General features: G+C 60.3%; 18 protein-coding genes and 1 pseudogene. 11 read left to right on the forward strand and 8 right to left on the reverse strand.

The features are described 5' to 3' along the window. Positions 1-17: 17 nt before the first annotated feature. Positions 18-182, reverse strand: coding sequence for a hypothetical protein (locus ACLRGI_RS05420; protein ID WP_419200634.1), 165 nt, complete (start codon positions 180-182; stop codon positions 18-20). Between the two features lie 28 nt (positions 183-210). Here ACLRGI_RS05420 and ACLRGI_RS05425 point away from each other — a divergent pair, with 28 nt between their 5' ends. From ACLRGI_RS05425 to ACLRGI_RS05435, 3 genes are all read left to right on the forward strand, one after another. Continuing rightward, positions 211-744: an AraC family ligand binding domain-containing protein gene (locus ACLRGI_RS05425; protein ID WP_419200635.1), complete on the forward strand. Its 534-nt coding sequence runs from the start codon at positions 211-213 to the stop codon at positions 742-744. Positions 745-755: 11 nt separating this feature from the next. Then, positions 756-926: a helix-turn-helix domain-containing protein gene (locus ACLRGI_RS05430; RefSeq protein ID WP_419200636.1), complete on the forward strand. Its 171-nt coding sequence runs from the start codon at positions 756-758 to the stop codon at positions 924-926. A gap of 175 nt (positions 927-1101) precedes the next feature. Then, a complete protein-coding gene (locus ACLRGI_RS05435) occupies positions 1102-3114 on the forward strand; it encodes a twin-arginine translocation signal domain-containing protein (protein WP_419200637.1) in 2013 nt (670 codons plus the stop codon). 55 nt (positions 3115-3169) lie between these two features. On the opposite strand, the gene ACLRGI_RS05440 is transcribed toward ACLRGI_RS05435, so the two are convergent. The 4 genes from ACLRGI_RS05440 to ACLRGI_RS05455 all read right to left on the reverse strand — a co-directional run bounded on the left by ACLRGI_RS05440 (position 3170) and on the right by ACLRGI_RS05455 (position 6991). Then, positions 3170-3313: a hypothetical protein gene (locus ACLRGI_RS05440; protein ID WP_419200638.1), complete on the reverse strand. Its 144-nt coding sequence runs from the start codon at positions 3311-3313 to the stop codon at positions 3170-3172. A gap of 209 nt (positions 3314-3522) precedes the next feature. After that, positions 3523-4779, reverse strand: a complete 1257-nt coding sequence (locus ACLRGI_RS05445) for an AGE family epimerase/isomerase (RefSeq protein ID WP_419200639.1) — start codon at positions 4777-4779, stop codon at positions 3523-3525. A 214-nt stretch (positions 4780-4993) separates the two neighbouring features. Then, positions 4994-5776 (reverse strand): DeoR/GlpR family DNA-binding transcription regulator, encoded by a 783-nt coding sequence (locus tag ACLRGI_RS05450; protein ID WP_419200640.1) that lies wholly within the window; start codon positions 5774-5776, stop codon positions 4994-4996. Positions 5777-5848: 72 nt separating this feature from the next. Then, positions 5849-6991 (reverse strand): Gfo/Idh/MocA family protein, encoded by a 1143-nt coding sequence (locus tag ACLRGI_RS05455; RefSeq protein WP_419200641.1) that lies wholly within the window; start codon positions 6989-6991, stop codon positions 5849-5851. 136 nt (positions 6992-7127) lie between these two features. Here ACLRGI_RS05455 and ACLRGI_RS05460 point away from each other — a divergent pair, with 136 nt between their 5' ends. From ACLRGI_RS05460 to ACLRGI_RS05495, 8 genes are all read left to right on the forward strand, one after another. Continuing rightward, the gene (locus ACLRGI_RS05460) at positions 7128-8027 is read left to right on the forward strand and encodes a carbohydrate kinase family protein (RefSeq protein ID WP_419200642.1); all 900 of its coding nucleotides are present in this window, start codon (positions 7128-7130) and stop codon (positions 8025-8027) included. 16 nt (positions 8028-8043) lie between these two features. Further along, positions 8044-8928 carry an aldolase gene (locus ACLRGI_RS05465; protein ID WP_419200643.1) on the forward strand — a complete coding sequence of 295 codons (885 nt, stop codon included), beginning with the start codon at positions 8044-8046 and terminating at the stop codon, positions 8926-8928. A gap of 77 nt (positions 8929-9005) precedes the next feature. Then, the gene (locus ACLRGI_RS05470; protein WP_419200644.1) at positions 9006-10295 is read left to right on the forward strand and encodes an ABC transporter substrate-binding protein; all 1290 of its coding nucleotides are present in this window, start codon (positions 9006-9008) and stop codon (positions 10293-10295) included. After that, the gene (locus ACLRGI_RS05475; protein ID WP_419200645.1) at positions 10292-11248 is read left to right on the forward strand and encodes a carbohydrate ABC transporter permease; all 957 of its coding nucleotides are present in this window, start codon (positions 10292-10294) and stop codon (positions 11246-11248) included. The genes ACLRGI_RS05470 and ACLRGI_RS05475 overlap by 4 nt, the downstream gene beginning before the upstream one ends. A 4-nt stretch (positions 11249-11252) precedes the next feature. Next, positions 11253-12068 (forward strand): carbohydrate ABC transporter permease, encoded by an 816-nt coding sequence (locus ACLRGI_RS05480; RefSeq protein WP_419200646.1) that lies wholly within the window; start codon positions 11253-11255, stop codon positions 12066-12068. Positions 12069-12119: 51 nt separating this feature from the next. Beyond that, positions 12120-13559, forward strand: a complete 1440-nt coding sequence (locus tag ACLRGI_RS05485; RefSeq protein WP_419200647.1) for an NAD-dependent succinate-semialdehyde dehydrogenase — start codon at positions 12120-12122, stop codon at positions 13557-13559. Continuing rightward, entirely contained in the window at positions 13560-14303 is a 744-nt protein-coding gene (locus ACLRGI_RS05490; RefSeq protein ID WP_419200648.1) for a TSUP family transporter, read from the forward strand. Positions 14304-14642: 339 nt separating this feature from the next. Further along, positions 14643-16037 carry a phosphomannomutase/phosphoglucomutase gene (locus tag ACLRGI_RS05495; RefSeq protein WP_419200649.1) on the forward strand — a complete coding sequence of 465 codons (1395 nt, stop codon included), beginning with the start codon at positions 14643-14645 and terminating at the stop codon, positions 16035-16037. Between the two features lie 57 nt (positions 16038-16094). On the opposite strand, the gene ACLRGI_RS05500 is transcribed toward ACLRGI_RS05495, so the two are convergent. The 3 genes and pseudogenes from ACLRGI_RS05500 to ACLRGI_RS05510 form a co-directional block, all read right to left on the reverse strand. Further along, positions 16095-16928 (reverse strand): alpha/beta fold hydrolase, encoded by an 834-nt coding sequence (locus ACLRGI_RS05500; protein ID WP_419200650.1) that lies wholly within the window; start codon positions 16926-16928, stop codon positions 16095-16097. A gap of 98 nt (positions 16929-17026) precedes the next feature. Further along, positions 17027-17845 (reverse strand): annotated as a pseudogene (locus tag ACLRGI_RS05505) (PDDEXK nuclease domain-containing protein); the annotation flags it as partial. A gap of 42 nt (positions 17846-17887) precedes the next feature. Next, positions 17888-18967: a substrate-binding domain-containing protein gene (locus tag ACLRGI_RS05510; RefSeq protein ID WP_419200651.1), complete on the reverse strand. Its 1080-nt coding sequence runs from the start codon at positions 18965-18967 to the stop codon at positions 17888-17890. Positions 18968-18986 lie beyond the last annotated feature (19 nt).

Raw genomic sequence — 18986 nt, forward strand, 5'->3', positions numbered from 1 at the left:
CAATAGGACTTACTCATCTAGAGGCCGTCGTCGTAATTCCAGTGCTCCTGCCAGCGCCAATCGATAGGTTCGCTGACGCGCTGGTAGCGGATGTCGGTGGACAAGCGCATGATGCCGTGGCGATCCGTGTTGTCCAAAGCGGCATGAACCGGGGAACAAAGCGGCCTGTTAGCTTCTTTCACCAACCGGACCCTGAGCAGTCACGGCATCGTGCTGGTAACCGAAGGTTCGGGCTATTTTTCTCTTGACGGTAAGAGTTTCGAGGTCCGCGCTCCCGCGATCATGTGGCTTTTTCCGGGGGTGAGCCATGGATACGGGCCTGGGCCTGCGGGGTGGAAGGAACACTGGCTGCTGTTCATAGGCCCCATGGCCAGGGCCATGGACGAACTTGGATGCTTCAGCCGCAACCGTCCTCTGGTTCAGCTCGATGATGACCAGGAGGTTGATTTGGAGGAAGCACTTGGACTTTTCCCAGCTCTGCGTGCGGCCCTTGGAAGCGGCGGCCCGCAAGGGGATTTGGAGGCCGCCGTGCTCTGCCAACGGGTGCTGGTGGCCGCAGGCAAGCACCGACCGAAGGGCTTCGATGAATCAGAGGGAGGAGCCGAACATCTTCTCTCGGAGCTTCGCGAAACGGCCCACTTGCCTCTCACCATGTCTCAGCTGGCGGCTTCTCTAGAGGTCTCCATCCCCGAACTCCGGGATGCCGTTCAGGCCGCTACCGGAGAGGGCCAAAAGAGCTGGTGATCCAGCATCGGATGTCACGCGCCCAATCACTGTTGTCGGACACTAACCTGCCTGTCCAGCGCATCGCTAAACTCAGCGGCTACGACGACCCCGCATACTTCAGCCGATTGTTCACCAAGAAGACCGGCTTCTCTCCGAGCCAATTCCGGCGGGAGCACCACCGCCCTGAGCTGCCGCGATGATATGACCTGCGCCTGGCTGGCGAAACCAATGCCGGCTTGGAATGTCTGAAAATGTTCGAATCATGGATTTCGCAGTTCTTGGCTGAAACCCTGAGGAAGTGCACGGGACGGATCCGGAACGTCCTCAAAAAGCACCAAAGCCACCCCCACGGGACACTCAATGAGGAGATCTTCCATGTCCACCTTTGCCATCAATCGCCGTCAATTGCTGCAAACCGGGGGCGTTGGCGGGCTCGCCGTAGCGCTGTCAGCAATGACCTCCGGGCCAGCCCACGCCGCCCGCCCGCTCAACACTTCGGCGCCGGTGATTACCGACCTGGGACCCGCCGTCGTCCAGTTTTCCCTGATGAGTTCCTTGCTGGTGGGCGACACCGTGTACATAGGTTCGCGCAATCTGAATCCTGTGCGGGTCATAGGGTTCCATCTGCCTACCGGCAAAGTTTCCTCCCGCACCGATCTCGGTTCCGGTTACAGCATCCAGGCGCTGGCCGCTGACGCCACCGGCCGCTACCTCTATGCGGGAGTGCTGCGCGATGGCGTGGACGGGAAACCGAACCTTTACCGCTGGGATCTGAGCACACCCAACGCCCCGGCAGTGGGAGTGGGCGAAACCGGGGACCGCGATATCAGGGCGTTGGCAGTTGCTCCCGATGGCAAGATCTACGCAGCCGGTGGGGGCCAAACCACCAACGCCCCTTCGCTGTGGGAATACGATCCCGCCACTAACGCCATGACCAGCTGGGGCGTGCCGGATCCCGGAGCAACCATCGCCCAGGCCGTGGCAGCCACTGCCAGCCACGTGTACTTCGGCACCGGCAGCACCTTGGGCGGCGGCAACGGCTCCAGTCCGGCACGCTTGTTTGCTTTCGATCGCACAACCAAAACGTCCACCAGCATCCTTCCCGCCGAGGTAGCCACCGGCGTCTCGGTGACATCGCTCAGCGTCCTGAACGGCCAGCTCGGAGTGGGCGTCAAAGGCCCCGGGAAGTCCGCGCTGATCACCTTGGCAGATCACAGCAAGTACGCGATCATCGCCAAGACCGGCGTGATGTTCCGGCAGTTGGGCAACGAGGTGTTCTTCGTCAAGGAGCCGGGCGTCTGGTCCTACAACATGGTCACCAAGAGGATCACCCAGATCCTCACGGAAGATGTTGGTGCCATGTGGGGGTTGGACGTCTACGGAGGCAAGGCAATCACTGTGTCTTCCTACGACGTCATTGAGGTTGACCCCGTGGCGAAGACCGCTGTCAAGCATGATCTGACAGAAGCTGGAGCGCCGGGCGGACCACAGTCGTGCATGGGCCTGGCAGCAGGGGCGGGGGATGTTTATGTGGGCGGCACCGGGACCATAGCGCGTCACCAGTTGGCCACGAATCAGGTTTCCTACCTCCGGGCTACCGGAGAGGCCAAGGATGCCGTAATCGTGGGCGGAATTCTCTACACGGGCCAGTACAACTCACGGGGAATCTACGCCTACGACCCCAACGCCGGGCAGCTCCCCTATCAAGTGGCTGCGCTCCCGGCCGGACAGAACCGTCCCTTGGATGTCTGCTGGGAAGCCGTCAACGGGCTCGTCATTGCCGGTGCCCAGAACGATACAGGCGGCGGTGGCTGCTTCGCCGCGTACAACCCGGTGACCATGCAGGTGATCTCCAAGGTCAATCCCATCGATAATTTGCAGATGGTCCGGGCTGTGGCCACTAAGGACGGTGTCGCCTACCTCGGCGGTGACAACATCTATGCCACCGGACCGCGAAGCACGGTTGTTGCCTGGGATCCCGTAGCCAACCAGGAGTTGTGGCGCCTGGATCCGGGACAGCCGCAAGGCATCGCCGCGATGGCCATCCACGGCAAGTTCCTCTACGGCATGTCCCGCAAAGCTGCCGGCCTGTTCGTCATCGATCTGGACAACCGCCAGGTGGTTCACCGCGGCGACCTCAGCAACGTGTGCACCGACTTCGGCGCCCTGCAAGTGAGCCGCGGGATCGTGTACGGCGCCTCCGACACCACCGTCTTCCGCATTGACCCCATCACCTTCGCGGTGTCCGTTGTTGTGGCAAACATCAACGGCGGCTGGTACAGCGGACCCCACATCACCGCAGACGAGGACGGCCTCCTCTACACACTGCGGGGACCGAACCTCGTGCGGATTGACGATCAGCAGGCGATGCAGACCATGCGGCGATAAGCCCCCTCTAACCCAAGCAAAGGAAACCCATGGCAGAAGTCATGATCGTCCGCGCTCAAGCCGAGGATGGCAGGAACTCAATGAAGTAGTTTTCCAAGCTGCCACGGGTCCGCAGAGCCCGCTCTTGCAGTTGGCCGGCCCGGCCAACATGATCTACATGCTCATTGCCGTCGTCGCTCTCATCGTGGTGCGGGGTCACGCACAGCGCACCCCTCTCGCGGTGCCCGCGGGTCTCTGGACCAGGCAAAGCAGAAGCGTTCGACGGCGGGTGCGGACCGCCGTCGAACGCTTCTCTTTGTAGCCGCGCAGGTCGTCCCTTAGCAGGGGTTAGTCAAATGCTCCCCCGGTCCGCCTTCCCCATCATTGATGTCAAGTGCCAGGAGTTGACGCAGCAGTCTATGGGATTCCTCAGTTTCCTTGCGAGGTAAGGAGTCGGGAATCCAGCAACCCTGCCGCCAATGCCGGAGCGAGGCCGGGCGCCAACGGAAGCCGCGGAACTACAAGGCAGTGCCACAGGTGATAAATATCAGCCTTGCCGGACCAGACAGTGGACGCGAGGTTGCCGTGTTCATCAAGCTCCTGCTTCCAAGAACCGTGCTCGTAATCAATGAACCAATCCCGGGCGTGGTCCCAAATGCGCTCGTACCACTGCGCATATTGTTCGTCTCCCGTGGCCATGTACAGAGCGGCCGCGCCACCGATTGCTTCCACCGGCACCCAGCGAATGCGCGAGGTCACAACAGGCTTGCCATCCCAATCCACGGAGTACACGAATCCACGGTGGCCATCGGGCTCCCATGCGTCGCGGATAGCGGCGTCGAAAAGGCCCTTCGCGTCTTCCAACAGCCAGTCAGGAACGTCCATGCTCCGAGCCTCCAAGCCAGCGCGGAGGTGCAAAAGGAGCCGGGCCCACTCCACCCAGTGGCCGGGCGTTCCCCCGTAGGCGCGGAACTGGCTGGCACGGTCATCGGTGTTGTACTCCGGGATCGGGTTCCAGTCAGGGTCGAAGTGCTCAAAGACCCGGTAATTGTTGTTGCGTGCAAATTTGTGGATCAGCACTTCTGCAATGTGGAGGGCCCGCTCAATCCAACGGTTTTCGCCGGTCACGTCGGCAACGATGAGGTAGGCCTCAACGGAATGCATGCTGGCATTGCCGCCGCGGTATGCCTCAGTTTCCGTGAATTCCCGGTTCCACGAGTCGAAGCACATGTTGGCTTCGTGGTCCCAAAACTTCGAGTCGGCTACGTGCAATGCCTCGCGCAGCAACTCGTGGGCGCCAGGCCGCTTGGCCGCTACAGCACTTGCGGCCGCCAGGAGCACGAACGAATGCTGGTACCCGGACTTTGTGTCATTCACGGGCCCGTTGTCGTCAACTTCCGCGTACCAGCCACCGAACTCGTCGTCACGGAAGACTCCGTTCAGTGCGGCAATGCCATGGTCCACCATGGACGCAGCCCCCGGGCGCCCCATCAAAGCCGCAACAGCAAAACTATGGACCATGCGGGCCGTGATCCAGAGATGGGTCGGCTTGTCGGCCATGACCTTCCCGTAGTTGTCCAGCCAGCCAAAGCCCGTGGGCACCTTGGAACCGGAGGCGAAATTGATGAGCCGGTCTGTTTCTGTTTCGAGCCAACGTGCGTGAGCGGCGCTGTTCAACCACGTCATGTGCATCTCCTCATTAAGTTTGCGGCCACCAGAGGTAGGGCCTGTTCCTATGCTAATCCTTGGTGAGTGAATTCCACCAGATAAAGTTTGTTTTCAAACACTTGTTTGGTAAAGCGATGCCCCAACCAACGTTTAATGGCATGCAGAGACCGCGGGTGCTGTCAGTGATCAGCGAGCGTCCGGAAGACCGCTCCGCTGCAAACGGGACAGGGTGTCAGTCAGCGACGATCAGACGGACATTGGAAGCCGATAATGCGGCAGCTACTTCACGCGGCGGCGGCGCGTCGGTGACAAGAATGTCCACAGCATCAAAGGACGCCAACCGAGCGAGCGCATACCGGAGCATTTTCTGATGGGTGGCAACCACCACAACTTGCTCCGCCGAGCCCATCAGGGCCAACTTGGTTGCCCTTTCCACATCACGTTCAATGTAGAAGCCTTCGTCATGGATCCCGCTTACCCCAATGAAAGCCGTCTTTGCTCGAAGGCCTTGAACGGCGTTGACAGTCATTGGCCCGTTGAACGCCTGGCTATCCAACAGCAGTTCACCGCCAAGGCAAATGGTCCGCGCAGACGTCAGCTGCAGGCACCGTTGTATGGCAGGAGCGGAATGGGTAATGATGGTGCCCATGAAACCGGCTGGAAGCTCCTGGGCAATCTGGTAGGTAGTGGTTCCGGCATCCAGAATAATGGCATCCCGCTCGGAAACCAGGTCAACGCAAGCCTTCGCAACCCGCTGTTTCGCGTCGGCGTCTTCCCGGACGCGTGCCGCGAAATCAGCATTTTGGCCGTGGCCTTCAATGGCGCTGACCCCGCCATGAACCACCTTTACCAGCCCCAGCTTGGATAATGCACGCGTATCGCGGCGGACCGTCATGTCCGACACGTCAAAAGTGCCTGCAAGGTCTGCGGTGGAAAGGAACCCCCGCCTGCCGAGCTCATCCAGAATGGTCTGCTGACGCGGTGTCAGCGCTGCCTCTTCCCGTGCGATACTCATGGCTTCCCCTTTCCTGACACCCCCTGGCCCATTATCGGCATGGAAAGTGTTGTAATTCCAACACAATCTTACTTACTTCTGCGCAAACACTTGCGTAGCCGCCAACTCAATGGGCCGGCCTTCCACGATGGAGCGCTCCGCAGCCAGACCCATGCGCACTGACTGGAGGCCATCGGCGACAGTTACGTCCACGGGCCCCTCGCCCAGAATGGCCTTCCGGTAGCCCAGGTGCTCGTAGTAGGTGGAACCGTGATGCGCCCCGGCAGCCAAGACGGCCTCATCCACGGGAACCTCGTGCTTCTCTGGACCAAGCGGCGAACGAGAGCTGAACTCCACCGTCGCCTCGGTCTCGTCTCCCTCAATCCAGTGATTAGCTGCCACGGGGATCAGCGTTTCAATCTTTGCCGCGTCTCCCACAATGGAGATTCGTTCCTGGAACTTGGACCCTTCGGCGAACATGGACAGCTCCAGCATGGCGCGTCGGCCACCCGCGAAGTCAACGATCACGTAGGCGTTGTCCACCATGTCCGATACCCGGCCGTCATAGACCTCATCCAAGTGGTTGACATCGTGACCCCCACTGGCGAAGACGCGCGTGGGTTCGTCCTGCAGAATAAGGCGCATCAAATCAAAGAAGTGGCAGCACTTTTCCACCAAGGTCCCGCCTGTGCGCTCAGCAAACCGGTTCCAAGCATCCACCTTGTGAAGGAACGGAAAGCGGTGCTCAACAATGGAAAGCATGCGGATATTGCCCAGCTTGCCGCTATGTGCGGCTTGGATGACTTCCTGAACCGGCGGCATATAGCGGTACTCCATCGCCACCCATACGGGCGCCGGGTAGCCGGCGGCCAGGCGCTCAAGCTCATCGGCCTGCTCTGCGCTGGTACACACCGGCTTTTCCACCAGGACGGGCAAGTTGGTGCCGCTGGCAAAGATGTCCTTAAGGATGCCCAAATGTGTGTCGTTGGGGCTGGCGATCACCAAGGCGTCAACAAGCCCCGAATTCAGCAGATCCTGATGCGAGGAGTAGGTCTGGACTTCGTATCCGATTTCACGTGAGGTCTCTTCAAGAGAGGAAGGAGCGGGGTCAGAGACCGCAGTGATCCGGCTTCCCGGAATGAGCGCGAGGTTCCGGACATGTTCGCGGGCCATGTGGCCGGCACCGATGAGGCCATAGCGAATGGTTTGAACCGTTTCTCCAGAAGGCAATGACATGAACTGCTCCGTTTCTCAGCGTTGAGTGAAGGGGATCGACGTTGCATCCCGAACATCACTATACCGAATGTGTTGTTTTTCACACATAGCGTGTGTATATTTTTTCACTACCAGCCCAACTACAACGAGGTGGAACGTGCTCCAACCGTCATCCGGAACCCTGCTCTTCGTCGGGTGTGCCACTTTGGACTCCATCGCCCTGGTCCAGGATTACCCTGCCGCCGATAGCCGGACCGTAGCAGAGGACTTTGCTACGGCGGGCGGCGGACCTGCAGCCACGGCGGCTGTCGCGGCAGCACGAGCCGGCGCCAAAGTCGCCTTTGCCGGCGTCCTCGGCGTGGACGAGGAGGGCGACCGGATCATCACGGGACTCGAATCCGAAGGCGTGGACACCTCTGCTGTCATCCGTGACCCCCAAGTCAACACAGGTGCGAGCGTCATTGTTGTCAGCAAGGCTACCGAGAGCCGGGCGATTCTTACCCGGCCTGTACCGCCGGTCCACTTTCCTGCAGGCGCCCGCTTCCATGAACTCCTGCGCACTGCCGCCTGGGTCCACGTAGATCACTTGGGTTGGAACGCCATAGCAAATTCAACCGGGCTAAGGATCAGCGTGGACGCCGGAAATCCGATCCCTTCTTTCAGCCCACAAGGCGTTGAGCTGTACGTGCCCACCATCGAACGCCTGCAGGCCGAGTATGGCAATGAACTTACTCCTGAAGACCTCGTGCAAAAAGCGATAGACGACGGCGCTTCCGCCGTGGTTGCCACCGCAGGCTCAGAAGGCGCCTGGGGACTTGAAAAGGGCGGCATCCCCTTCCACATCCCCGCAACGCCTGCCCACATCGTCTCCACGCTCGGCGCCGGTGACGTCTACCACGGCGCCATCCTTGCAGCCGTGGCAGCAGGACTTCCCCTTGCAGAAGCTGCATCGTTCGCCGGCCGCACAGCCTCGGCGTCCTGCGCAGGTTTGGATGGGCGTTCCATGATCCCCCGCAAAACCATTTCCTCTGTACTTACCGCTAATCCCACTCTCTAGCTGAAAGAAGCAGCCAATGAGCACCACCGATCTTTCCTCCCTCCAGCGCCCCTCCGGTGCGTTCGCCATGCTCGCCGTTGACCAACGCGAAGCCATGAGAAACATGTTCGCCGAACACACAGACCAACCCGTCACGGACGAGGACCTCCGAGACTTCAAACTCGCAGCTACCCGCATCCTTACTCCTTATGCATCCGGGGTCCTCATTGATCGCCAGTTCGCTCTGGATGCGGCGATCGAGGCCAAGGTAGTGGCTGACGGCTGCGGACTCATCGCTTCAGCCGACCATTTCGAGTCTGCCCACGGCGAGCTCGTGGGCGAAGTGACCATAGACAAACTAGTTGATCCCAAGAAGTACGCAGCCTTGGGCGTCACGGCCCTCAAGCTGCTGGTTCTGTACCGTCCGGACGAGGCAGCCGAAGGGCGCGTAGCGATGGTCCGCGAATTCGTGGAAAGCTGCAAATCCGCCGGACTCATCAGCATCATCGAGCCTGTTTCCCGCAAGCCGCTGGCAGGAGGGGACTTCGACTGGAACGCCGGAATTCTGGCCGCTGCCAAGGAACTGGGCGATCTTGGAGCTGACCTCTACAAGGCAGAGGTCCCCTTCAAGGGCCAGGCCTCCGAAACAGAGGTCCGCTCTGCTTGCGCCGAACTCACCAAGGCCATCAACGGTCCATGGGTAGTGCTTTCTTCAGGCGTGCCGGAGGAGATCTTCCCGGACGCCGTCCGGTGGGCTTGTTTGGAGGGCGCCAGCGGGTTCCTGTCCGGACGCGCAGTTTGGGCGTCCTGCATCGGCTCCGATGATGTCACTGAATCCCTGTCCACAGACGCCGTCCGCCGTCTGCAGCGGCTCTGCGAAGTGGTGGACGAAGTGGTCGCTGCACAGCGAACCACCGCCTGATCCCTCGGGGCATCATGGGTGCCCCTCCCCGATTACCCCAATAACTAGGCACAGCAACACTCAACGAGGAGATTATTGTGAGTCAGATTTCACGCAGGCAGGCCATGGCTGTTCTCGGAGCTCTGGGTTTTGGCGCAACCGCCGCAGCATGCGCAGGACCGGGTGGTTCCACCGCTCCGGGCGGCGCCACGGGTCCGGCCGCTCCTGCCACCGGCGCTGTCACCGGGAGGGTTTCCTTTGCCCACTGGCGCGGCGAAGACAAGGCAGTGTTCGACGAACTCATCAAACGCTTCGCTGCAATTAACAACGGGGTGGACGTGGTTCAGGACATCTCCACGTCCAACGACTACAACGCCCAGGGCTTGCAAAAGGTCCGAGGCGCCGCCATCGGTGACGCATTTGCCACCTTCCGTGGGGCTCAGTTCAACAATTTCAGTGAAGCCGGGATTTACACGGAGCTGAAGAACAGCAAAGCAGTCGGGCATTACCAGAAGGGTCTGCTGACAGCAGGGCAGTCGGGCGACAGTCAACTGGGACTGCCGTATCAGGTGGTCTTCCCCATGCCCATGGCCAATACGGACCTCTTTGACAAAGCCGGTGCGGAACTGGCTCCAAAGGACTGGGACGCTTTCCTGGGCATGTGCGAGAAACTTGCCTCGTCCGGCGTCGTCCCCATCTCTTGGCCCGGCGGCGACGTGGGAAATGGCGGTCAGCTCTTTAACTGCATGATTGCCAACAATGCTCCCGTAGATGACATGTGCTCGCAGATCGAGCAGGGGAAGCTCAAGTGCACCGATGACTGGTTCATCAAGATGTTGAACCAGTACAAGGACTTGGTCCCCTACCTTCAGCCCAATGCCACCGGCACTGCGGTGGAGCCTGCACAGAACCTGTTCTCACAAGGCAAAGCCGCAATGCTGGCCACAGGGTCCTACCACATCGCGGCCGTCCGCAACCTGGGTGCGGCCTTCCCCATCGAACTGGTATTTCCCAACACCTCCACGGACGGCAACGCCAAGTTTGAGGGCGTCTACAATGCCACGTTCATCCTGGGCGTCAATTCCGCCAGCAAGAACCAGGCAGCCTCGGCAGCATGGATCGATTTCCTGTCCGAACCGGAGAACGCCGGATACTACGCCAATGAGACGGCACAGCATGTGTCCGTCAAGGACGTTGAGTACACCAATGCGGACCTCAAGCGTTTGAGTCCTTGGCTGGACAAGAAAACGGCACTGGCCGCCCGCTTCCAGTTCCAAAACCTGGACGTACGCAACGCCGTCGAAGCCAGCGCGACGGCGGTTATCTCTGGCTCCAGCCCCGAACAAGCAGCTGAAGCAGCCCAGAAGATTGTTGACGAACGGCTATGAGTACCCATACCGGAACGGCAGCCAAGCGAAAGGCGCAGAACAGCACGACTCCGGCCTCCGCGAAAAAGAGGCGTTCCCCTACCCGCGTGAACCCTGCGTTGTACCTGTTCCCGCTGCCGGCCGTTGCCATCATCGCCTTTTTCCTGGTGATGCCCACGCTGCAGGCTTTCCAGTACGCCGTGACGGACTGGAATGGATTCTCCGCAGCTTTCAACTACGTTGGCGTGGACAATTTTGTCCGGGCATTCACCAAGGATTCGTTGTTCACCAATGCCCTGACCAACAACTTGAAGTTCGTCTTGTTGGTAGTTATTGCACAAACCGTATTTTCGCTGCTGCTTGCGCTTCTACTGACAAAGAACTCCCGGGGAAACGTGGTGCTCCGTGCCTTGTTCTTCTTCCCCACCATTCTGTCCTCGGTATCCGTGGCTTTCATCTGGAAGTTCATCTACGATCCCAATTTCGGACTGGCAAACTCCGCACTGGGCGCCGTCGGTTTGGAGGGCCTTCAAGGCTCATACCTCGGCAACAATTCCCAAGCACTGTACTGGGTTGCAGTAACGCAAGTATGGTTCCACGCAGGCCAAATGATGGTGGTTTACATCGCCGGGCTGCAATCCATTCCGCGCGAACTGTATGAAGCTGCCGAGATGGACGGTGCCAACAAATGGCAGCAGTTCAAGTCCATCACCTGGCCGTTCGTTGCCCCTGCCACGTCAATTGTGGTGGCTTACACCACGGTCCAGTCTTTCAAGGCCTTTGACCTGATCCTGGGTATTGCGGGCAACCCGCCAAAGGGGTCACTGGACATTCTCTCCACCCGCATCTACAGCACCTTCGCCAACTCGGAGTTCGGATATGCCGCCGCTCAGTCAATCATCTTCATGGGGATGATCGCCTTGGTCACCTGGCTGCAGCGCCGGTTGCTCCGTCTGACCCCGAAGGGGGAATGACAGCATGCTCGCATCAATCAGCCACCGCGGAATCCTTGCCATCTACGCGGTCATCATCATCGTCCCCATCACCGTTGTCCTGTTCGGCAGCTTCAAGTCAACGCAGGAACTCTTCGAGGGTCCGTTCAGCCTTCCCCAGTCCCTGGCTCCGGATAACTTCGCGGAAGTCATTGGCGGCCAGGACCTTGGCTCGTCCTTCCTGAACAGCGTCATTGTTACCGGGATTTCCGTTCCCATAACTCTCTTCATTGCCAGCTTGGCTGGTTATGCCGTGGCCCGCCTGAGGGGCTTCGCGTCTTGGGCCATTTTCGGTTTCCTTGTCCTGGGAATGGCCATCCCGGCCCAGGCCAACATGGTGCCGCTGTATGTTCTGTTCGGCCGCATTGGCCTGCTGGACAACCTCACCGGACTCATCGTGGCCAACATCGTCTCCACGCTGCCCATTGCCGTGTTCATCCTTGGTGGCTTCATGCGTACGCTTCCCAGAGAACTCTACGAAGCATGTTCCATTGACGGCACCGGGCCATGGCGGACCTACGTTTCCATTGCACTCCCGCTCTCGGCGCCCTCAATTGCTGCTGCTGCCATCTTCCTGTTCGTCATCCACTGGAACGAGCTGCTGTACCCGCTCTTGTTCATCCAGTCCCCCGGAAACCGAACCCTTCCCTTGGCACTGCTGAGCTTCCAGGGTGAGTTCCAAACCAATTACCCGCTCTTGTTCGCCGGCGTCATCCTGGCATCACTGCCGGTTGTGGTGGCGTATGTCTTCCTGCAGCGCTACTTCGTCGCGGGCATTACTGCTGGCGCCAGCAAGGGGTAAGGAACCCTTCCGGCCGCACTGCACCTCTCTTCCAACGAAAGGCAACATAAAGTGAACCTGAAATCAGCGCAACACCTGATTAACGGAACCTGGCACTCTTCAGGAACATTCAAGGATGTGACGGACCCCGGAAACGGAAACACCGTTGGTGAGGTGGCGTGGGGTACCGCGGATGACGCGGGCAAGGCCGCTGATGCTGCGGCCGAAGCGTTCGGCAGTTGGTCCCGGACCACAGCCCGTGCCCGCGCCGACCTCCTCCATAACGCCGCAGAGCTCTTGTCCGCGCGCCGGGACGAACTGGCGCATACCCTGGCGTTGGAAGCCGGCAAAAGGCTGCCAGAAGCACAGGGTGAAGTGGACTTCTCCGTGGAATACTTCCGTTGGTTCGCCGAGGAAGTGCGCCGCGCCACCGGCACCGTCAGCCCTCCCGAATTAAGGGGCCGCAGGCACCTGAGCAGCCGCAAGCCAATCGGAGTTGCACTCAGCCTGACTCCATGGAACTTTCCGGTCTCCATCCAGGCCCGCAAACTCGCCGCCATGCTCGCCGCAGGCTGCACGGTAGTGGGTCGCGTTTCGGAAAAGGCGCCACTAGCGGCGACGGGCCTGTTCGAGGTCCTGCACGATGCCGGGTTCCCCGCCGGCGTCGTAAATCTAGTGCATGGTCCTTCACGGGAAATCACCGGCGCCCTGCTCAAGCACCCCGCAGTCCGCGCCGTGAGCTTCACGGGATCCACTGGAGTGGGTCGCCAGATCATGGCCTCCGCGTCCGAACGTGTAGTGCGGCCGTTGCTGGAACTTGGCGGTAACGCACCGTTCATCGTCTTTGAGGATGCCGATCTTGACGCCGCCGTTGAGGGGGCAGTACTCGGAAGGCTCCGCAACACAGGCCAGTCCTGCGTCGCTGCCAACCGATTCCTGGTCCAAGACAGCATCGCAGAGGAATTCGGCCGGAAACTTGCTGCAAAATTTGATGCCCTGACCATTGGACATGGTGTTCCTGACGGCGACGCCCACGTGCCTGATCTTGGTCCGGTGATTGACGCCGAGCGCGTAGCTGCCGTTCAGGCCCTCATAGACGATGCTCTTGGCCGCGGAGCCCGCCGCCTCACTGAACGCACTCAAGTTCCTGAAAAAGGCTCCTTCATGGCGCCGACGCTTCTTACAGATGTTCCCGACGACGCACCCTTGGTGAGTGAGGAAGTCTTCGGTCCCGCGGCAGGCATAGTGACGTTTTCCACTGAAGAAGAAGCAATCAAGAAAGCAAATGCCACCGAGATGGGACTCGCCGCATACCTCTGGAGCAGCAGCCCCAAGCGTGGCTGGGACATCCCGGAGCAGCTGGAAGCAGGCATCGTTGGGGTCAACGATCCCCTCCCATCCGTGGCCTTCGCGCCCATGGGCGGCGCCAAGCAGTCCGGCCTGGGCCGGGAAGGATCGAGCCTCGGCCTCGAGGAGTTCGAGGAGGTCCAGTACGTGGCTTGGAAGCCCTAAATGCTGACTACCGGGCTCGTTCTGGGCGCAGTGGTCATGGGCGCCGGGATGCAACGCGTTACCGGCATGGGATTCGCGTTGGTGGCAGCCCCGTTCCTGGTGCTTCTCCTTGGCCCCGTAGAAGGGGTGGTGCTGGTCAACGTCTGTGGAGCCGTGACAGCCGGCGCCATCATCTTCCGTGTCAGGCGGGACATTGACTGGAAGAGATACATGGCGCTAGCTGCCTCTGCGCTTTTGGGGATTGTCCCCGCGGCATTCCTTGTCAGGTACCTTCCGCCGTCGGTCCTGGAGATTTCGATCGGCGTGACCCTTGCCGTGGGGCTGACCGTCCTGCTGGTGATGAAGTCAGCCGTCCTGCCCCAGCGTCGTCGCTATCTTTTCACCGCCGGGGGCCTCAGCGGCTTGATGAACACTGCCGCGGGAGTAGGGGGTCCGGCCGTGAGCATTTACTCCATGGCCACCCGCTGGCAGCACAAGTCGTTCGCGGCCACAATGCAGCCTTACTTTTTCACCATCGGCGCTTTCTCCCTTATTTCCAAAGCAATAACCGCGCCAACTTCGTTTCCGGTCCTGCCGATGACGATGTGGCTGGCCGTCGCCGCTGCCTGTTTGGTCGGGCTCGTCCTGGGTGACCTCGCTTCCAAGCGGGTTTCCACCAGGGCCGCGCAGATTCTCCTGATTATCCTGGCCTATCTCGGAGCAGCAGCCACCATCGTTCGCGGTGTGCTGGACGCCGTTGGCTGACCGCCCCTCCAACGCATCTTTAGATCCCACCACCATTGAAAGGACTGCCATGTCCCCCACTTCATCAAAGATCGATTCAGCTGAAGCACGTACCCTGCGGGTTTCTGCAACGAAGGGTGAACCAGTCGCTGTGACGATTGATGCCTCCGATCCAGTGGCCGTTCGGCTTGAAATTGACAACAACTGTGGCTGCGCCGAAAACCCTGTCAGAGTCGGCTCATATACCGATACGGACTTCGGCGGACGCTGAGAGGATTAGCATTCATCCACATGATAGTGTTGCATTTCCAACACAAGCCGTTCGCTTCCAACCATTGAGGCGTGCCCGCAAGGAGAACAATGGATCTTTCCTCATCATTCAAGGCCTATGACGTCCGCGGCTTGGTAGGTGTTTCCCTCACCGATGACGCTGCAGAAGCCATCGGGGCGGCATTCGTGGATGTTCTGGGCCTTGCGGGGAAGACGGTGTTCTGCGGCGGAGACATGCGCCCGTCGTCGAAGGGGTTCGTTTCCGCGTTTTCGCAGGGTGCTGCCGCCCGGGGTGCCAACGTCCATGACCTCGGGCTCATAGCCACCGACGAGCTCTATTTTGCTTGCGGCGCCATGAACGCGGCTGGTGCCATCTTCACAGCCAGCCATAACCCGGCCCAGTACAACGGAATCAAGATGGCCAAGGCCGGCGCCGTCCCCATCTCTTCAGACTCAGGACTTTTCGATATCCGGGACCTTGCCCAGCGGTATCTGGACCACGGGTATCCCAAGGCTGAATCGGCGGGGACCATTGCATCGCTCGACGTCCTTGGCGACTACGCACTCAAGCTGCGTTCGCTTGTGGACCTGTCCGGCGTGCGGCCACTGAAGGTCGTCGTCGATGCTGGAAACGGCATGGCCGGCCTGACAGTTCCCGCAGTGTTGGGCAGCCAGATCCTGGCGGCTTTGCCCCTGACTATCGTCCCGTTGTATTTCGAGCTGGACGGCACCTTCCCCAACCACCCGGCCAACCCCTTGGAGCCGGAGAATCTTCGGGACCTGCAAGCAGCAGTGGTTGCCCACGGCGCTGACCTTGGGTTGGCATTCGACGGCGACGCTGACCGCTGCTTTGTTGTGGACGAAACCGGGCAACCAGTCACACCGTCGGCCATTACCTCCTTGATCGCCGTGCGCGAGATTTCACGGGTCCAAGAAGTCGGCCAGAGCAATCCAGTGGTGATCCACAATTTGATCACGTCCCGGTCAGTGCCCGAGTTCGTTGAAGCTGCAGGCGGCCGGCCAGTCCGTACGCGTGTAGGCCACTCGTTCATCAAGGCCCGAATGGCTGAAGAGGACGCCGTCTTTGGCGGGGAGCATTCGGCCCACTACTACTTCCGCGACTTCTACAACGCGGACACCGGGATGCTGGCGGCCATGCACGTACTTGCTGCCCTGGGCGAGCAATCAGAGAGCCTCTCCACGCTTGTGCGGCAATACGAGCCGTACTCGGCCAGCGGCGAAATCAACTCAACCGTGGCGGATGTTTCCCAAGCCATTTCGGACGTGCGCGGAACCTACCAACAAACGCAGGGTGTCCGCATTGAAGACCTTGACGGGCTGAGCGTGATCGACGAGTCAGGCGAATGGTGGTTCAACCTCAGGGCCTCAAATACGGAGGAACTGCTCAGGCTCAACGTCGAAGCCAAGGATGAGCAACTCATGGGCCGCATGCGGGATGCCGTTCTGGACCTGATCCGGAACTAACTCAAAACAGAAGCGTCCGACGGCGGGTGCGTACCCGCCGTCGAACGCTTCTGTTCTCTACTGGTCCTGCCAGCCGGCTGGCGGCGGGGCGTCCAGGAATGTGGTCACAACATCCAGCACAAGATTGGTCCTTGCCAGGCCGAAGAAGTGTGTGGTGCCAGGGAATACAGCGAGCTGCGAGGCGGGTACGCCCTCAAAATCGCCGTTAACGTCACCGCCGCGCAGCTGGAGGAACCGCACCGCGTGCTCCAGTTTGACCATGTCGGAATCCCCCACCGTGATCAAGGTAGGGGCCTGGATACCGCGGATCTCGTCATCCGACCACCCCTTTGACCCGGTGTCGTAGCCGCCGAGCTTGGTCAGGAGTCCTTGCAGGTGCTCGTAATCCGGGTGCGGCGAGACGGCCATGTACCGCTGCTCCATGGGAGTGCCCACGATCATCTCCACTGTCATTTCGGTGACAGCTTCAGCGTTTCCACCGCGATCGCCGTCGGGGTTGAACGACACCGACGACACGATGAGCTTCCGGATGAGCTGGGGGTGCTTGATCGCCAGATACAGTGCAACGGCCCCGCCGACGCTGAAACCAAAGACATCAACCTCGCCGACGTCCAGGTGCTCCAGAAGGCCAACGACATCCGATGCAAAGTCAGCGGTGTTCAATGGGCGGTCGATGTCGTTGGTTCTGCCGTGGCCCTGGAAGTCCGTGGCGATCACCCGACGCTCCGCTGACAAGGCCGGGATGAGCGCGCCGAACTGCTGCTCAATGTCGAACAGCCCGCCGTGCAGGAGCAGCAAGGGCGTACCACCGGAGCCGTGCACTTCGTAGTACATCTGTAGTCCGTTGACCTCTGCATAACCGGCTTCCGGGTCCGGGGTCTGATAGTTCATTCGTTGCCCTTCCACGTTGTAAGGATCGCTGGCCGTTGCGCGTCATCCTAGTCCCGCGGCGGTGATGGTGGCAGGGTCGCGCGGTGAAGGCAATGCGACTAATTTACAAGCGTCTCCTGGGAGGCGCTCGGCTGTTCCTCGTCAGGATCTGCCCATTCGAGGGCAGCCACAAGGTGGCTTTCGTTGGGTAGGGCTTGCTGTTCGGAGGCCGGGAGCTTGTCGTATGTATAGGCGGCGACTGCCATGGGTGAGGTTGACCGCCCGAGGCTGTACCTGACGCTGCGGTCGTTCTTGGTACCGCAGATCAGGATGCCAATCGTTTCATTGTGATGTTCGCGGCGAAGCATGTCATCCACAAGGGCAACGTAGAAGTTCAGTTTGCCGGCATACTCGGGCTGGAACTTTCCCGTCTTCAGCTCGATAACCACATACCGGTTCTGGTCCATATGGAAGAACAGCATGTCGATGTAGAAGTCGTCGCCGTCGACATCGAAGTGGACCTGACGGCCAACGAACGAGAATCCCGGCCCAAGTTCCCTCAGAGTTTCGGCGATCCGGCTGGTAAGGGCCAGCTCCAGGTCTCGTTCGGCGACTTCCCCCGACAAGCCAAGAAATTCGAAATTGTAAGGGTCCTTGGCGACCTGCTGGGTCAGCTCGGAATCTTGTCCAACAAGCCGTTGGACAAAGTTCGATGGTGCCGCACCTGTCCTTTCCAGCGTCCGGTTCATGATCATGTTCAGGAGGACGTTGCGAGACCAGCCGTGTTCAGCTGCGGCAGCCGCGTACCAATCCCGATCCAACTGGTTGTCCAGTTTGTCTAAGAGCACTGTGATGTGACCCCACGGCAATTGTCCAACAGCTTGTTGGACAATTGGATCCGTCCAGGCCGTTGCGAATCCCCGCATATAAAAGAGGTTCCCTCAGCCAGCCGCCCCGTACATCTGCCTCAGAGCAAACCCCTACTCCTCGTCCTCCCCCGTCACCGTGGACTCGCGGATGATCAGCTTCGGGGCCAGGCTTACGCGCCGCAGTGCTGGAGACACCGTCGAGCCGGTCTTCCCTCCCAGCCGTTCCATACACATGGCGACGGCGGCATGCCCCACATCGCGCTTGGGCGGGGCGATGGAGGTCAGGGGCACCGGGGCGAGGTCCGCAACTTCGTCGTCATAAGCCACGATCGCCAAATCCTCCGGTACGTCCAGGCCCGCTTCCTCGGCGAGGTTGATCAGGGTGATGGCTTCTTCGTCAGGTAGAACCAGGGCCGCGTGCGTTTCTGTGCGCCGGCAGTCTTTCAGGAATTTCGCGAACTCTTTTTGGTTGTTGCCGGCTCCCACCACTGACCGGACGTATTCCATGATGGGCGCGTCTGTTTCGAGGCCGAGCTTGGCCACCATGCGCTCATGGCTTTCACGGAGCCAGGGTGCTGTGGGGCTGGTGGCGATGGCCAGTCCTATCCTGCGGTGGCCCAGGGATGCGAGGTGCTCAATGGCAAGCTCGGCTCCATAGCTGTGATCGGACATCACGGATTCGAACACCCGGCTTGACCGTTCCACCAGCACCACCGGGATCCTCAGCCCGGACAGCAATTCGAAAGTGGGCGAACCAGGTTCAAGGGACCCCGCGGTTGCCAACAGTATTCCGTCCACGGAGTTGGCCACCATGCGTTGGAGCTGCCGGTGCTCATCCTCGGTGGAGTAGTTGCTGACGCCCAGGATCAGCCGCGCGTTCAGTTCCCTGGCAGCTGCTTCCGCGCCCCGGATTACCTCCGGAAAGTAGTAACCCGTGGTGGGGACAATGAGCCCCAGGGTGGCCAGCGGTTGGCGGGATCTTCTGTGGACGGTGTCCCCGGAGCGTTCGGACGGCACTGGGACAGCCCCGCCATGCACGCGGCGCAAAAGCCCTTGGGCAGCAAGCTGTGTCAGGTCCCGCCGGATGGTCATGGTGGACAGACCGGTCTTCTCCGCGAACCCATTGACCGTAAGGGTTCCCCGCATGTCAAGCTCGCGCAGAATCTTCTCGTGGCGTTCGCTGCTAAGCATGCCCACCCCCTCCGCAAGT

This window comes from Paenarthrobacter sp. PPS72 (assembly GCF_048537125.1).
Lineage (GTDB): Bacteria > Actinomycetota > Actinomycetes > Actinomycetales > Micrococcaceae > Arthrobacter > Arthrobacter nitroguajacolicus_E.